The organism is Microbacterium sp. CPCC 204701 (assembly GCF_004010105.1).
Lineage (GTDB): Bacteria > Actinomycetota > Actinomycetes > Actinomycetales > Microbacteriaceae > Microbacterium.
Genome location: NZ_RRYE01000498.1, coordinates 1 through 1836 on the forward strand (window position 1 = coordinate 1; position 1836 = coordinate 1836).

The window sequence follows — 1836 nt, forward strand, 5'->3', positions numbered from 1 at the left end:
GGCCGCGCGGTGGAGCCACAGCGCGCGCCGAGGGTAGCCGAGGTTCGCCCATTCGCGCACCGCGTCGGCCGGCGCGGCCGCCGCCAGGTCGGCCGGGGTGGGCCAGCGCTCGAGCCACGCCTCGAGATGGGGGATCACCCGGTTCACCGGCGTCTGCTGCAGCATGAACTCGCTCACCAGCACGCCCCACGCGCCGAACCCGGGCCGTCGCCAGGGCAGATCGCGTGCGTTCTCGCGGTACCACGCGACGAGCGGCGTCGCGAGGTCGGGCATGGCCCCAGCTTACGTTCGCTTGCGCGGGGAGTTCGGTGCGGATGCCCGCACCGCGCCGCAGACCTGCCTGGCGCCGGGATGGAGAGCTCCCGGCGTGATGCCGCGCCGTAGGCTGGAAACATGCGCCTTCCCGCCACGCCGACGACGACGCTGTGGCGGGAGCTGCGCGACGACATACGCCGGCAGTACCCCGCCGGGCGCGTGATCGTCGCGGTCGACGGCATCGACGGTGCGGGCAAGAGCGTCTTCGCCGACGGGCTCGCCGAGACGTTCGCCGAGACCGGAGATGCCGTCTTCCGGGCGAGCATCGACGGCTTCCACCGGCCGCGGGCCGAGCGATACGCCCGCGGGCGGCACAGCCCCGAGGGCTTCTATCGCGACTCGTACGACTACGCCACATTCCGGCGCGTGCTCATCGACCCGTTCCGTGACGGCGCTCAGACGGCCGGCGCGACAGGCTTCCAGCTGTCGGCGTTCGATGTCGTGCGCGACGCGCCCGCCGAGTCGCAGTGGGTCAGCGCGCCTCGCGATGCGGTGCTCGTGATCGACGGCATCTTCCTTCACCGCCCGCTGCTGCGCGACCTCTGGGACTGGTCCCTGTGGCTCGAGGTTCCCTTCGACGTCGCGTACACCCGGATGGCGGTGCGCGACGGCTGCGATCCCGACCCGGACGCGCCGACCAACGCCCGCTACCGGCGCGGACAGGACCTGTACCTGCGGGAGGCGGCGCCGCGCGAGGCGGCATCCGTCGTCGTGGACAATTCGGACTTCGCGCACCCGCGCCGCATCCCGGAGAGCGTCGGCTGATGGCCGTGCCCGGTCTGCTCCTCGTCGACAAGCCCGGCGGGATCACCTCCCACGACGTCGTCGCGCGCGCTCGGCGCGCACTCGGGACGCGCAAGATCGGCCACGCCGGCACGCTCGACCCGATGGCGACCGGACTGCTCGTTCTGGGTGTCGAGGGCGCCACGCGCCTGCTGACCTTCGTGGTGGGACTCGACAAGACCTACGCGGCGACCATCCGGCTTGGCGTCGCGACCGCGACCGACGACGCCGACGGCGATGTGGTGTCGACGACGGATGCCTCGTCCCTGCAGCCCGCCACGATCGCCGAGGGCATCGCGGCGCTGACCGGCCGCATCTCGCAGGTGCCCAGCACGTATTCCGCGATCAAGGTCGACGGGAGGCGCGCGTACGATCTCGCGCGATCGGGCGAGGATGTGCAGCTCAAGGCCCGCGAGGTGACGGTGTCGCGGTTCGAGATCCTCGACGAGCGCCGCTCGTCGACAGGCGCGGAGTCCGCCGGCGCCGGGGGATGGGTCGACCTGGATGCCGTGGTGGACTGCTCGAGCGGTACGTACATCCGTTCGCTGGCGCGGGATCTCGGCGCGGCGCTCGGCGTCGGCGGACATCTCACGGCGCTTCGGCGCACGCGCATCGGCCCCTTCCAGGTCGATGGTGCGGCGCGCGTCGACGGCATCGCCGACGCTGCGCTCCTGGACCCGGCCGCTGCCGCGGCCGCGGTGCTGGGCCGCTTCGACGTGACCGCCGACGAGGCGCGCG

The 1836-nt window shown here is 72.9% G+C and carries 2 protein-coding genes and 1 pseudogene; 2 read left to right on the top strand and 1 reads right to left on the bottom strand.

All coding sequences use genetic code 11. The features are described 5' to 3' along the window. Window positions 1-273: pseudogene (locus EIO58_RS17210) on the bottom strand (A/G-specific adenine glycosylase); the annotation flags it as partial. Window positions 274-393: 120 nt separating this feature from the next. On the opposite strand from EIO58_RS17210, the gene EIO58_RS17215 reads away from it, so the two are divergent. Then, window positions 394-1080 (top strand): uridine kinase, encoded by a 687-nt coding sequence (locus tag EIO58_RS17215; RefSeq protein WP_127820475.1) that lies wholly within the window; start codon window positions 394-396, stop codon window positions 1078-1080. Continuing rightward, window positions 1080-1836 (top strand): tRNA pseudouridine(55) synthase TruB (gene truB / locus EIO58_RS17220; protein WP_127820476.1); only part of this gene is annotated, 757 nt, incomplete at its 3' end. The genes EIO58_RS17215 and truB, both read left to right, overlap by 1 nt.

Bases quoted from the DNA above. Each gene is read 5' to 3' on its own strand.
- EIO58_RS17215 (WP_127820475.1), top strand. From the start codon at position 394: ATGCGCCTTCCCGCCACGCCGACGACGACGCTGTGGCGGGAGCTGCGC.